This is a genomic window from Psychrobacter sp. 1U2 (assembly GCF_051847575.1).
Map to the genome: position 1 here is coordinate 1 of NZ_JBPYDC010001527.1, position 581 is coordinate 581.

Below are 581 nucleotides of genomic sequence, written 5' to 3' on the forward strand. Positions count from 1 at the left end.
AAATCGCAATCAGCAATAACGTTTGGGTGCTATCGCTATCAGCTATATCCATCACAGTAGATCTAACCGACATATCATTTGCGTCTTAATGCTAATAACTAAGTAATTAACCATTAAGACGTTGCATCAGGGTCTCGCCGATAATAGTAGCGAGCTGCTCAGCAATCCTATCCTTACTTGCTTTTTCTAATGTCACCGTATCATGAGTATAGCGCTGAGAGAAAAACACCTGCATCGCATTGTCATCGCTGGCAAAACCAATGTCTGAGCGTGACACATCGTTACAAGCAATCAAGTCTAAATCTTTAGCAGCTAGCTTACCGCGTGCATAGTGCTCTACATCTTGCGTCTCTGCTGCAAAACCGACGACAAACATATCAGGATAGGCATGTGAAATAGTCGCTAAGATGTCAGGGTTCTTGACCAAATTTAGTGCCATAGCATCTTGGGTTTTTTTGATTTTTTGCGGGGCAGCTTCTTCAGTACGATAATCGGCGACGGCTGCCGTGGCAATAAAGATATCAGCATGGCGCAAGTTATCTAAGGGCAATGTATCCAAATTACTGTTTAACGTTATACTT

1 protein-coding gene is annotated in these 581 nt (G+C 42.5%); it reads right to left on the reverse strand.

Going from position 1 to position 581, the window contains the following annotated elements; translation table 11 throughout:
- Positions 1-106 precede the first annotated feature (106 nt).
- Positions 107-581, reverse strand: a 475-nt coding sequence (locus ACS8FD_RS23005; protein ID WP_439277563.1) for a phosphopantothenoylcysteine decarboxylase domain-containing protein, incomplete at its 5' end; no start/stop codon positions are given.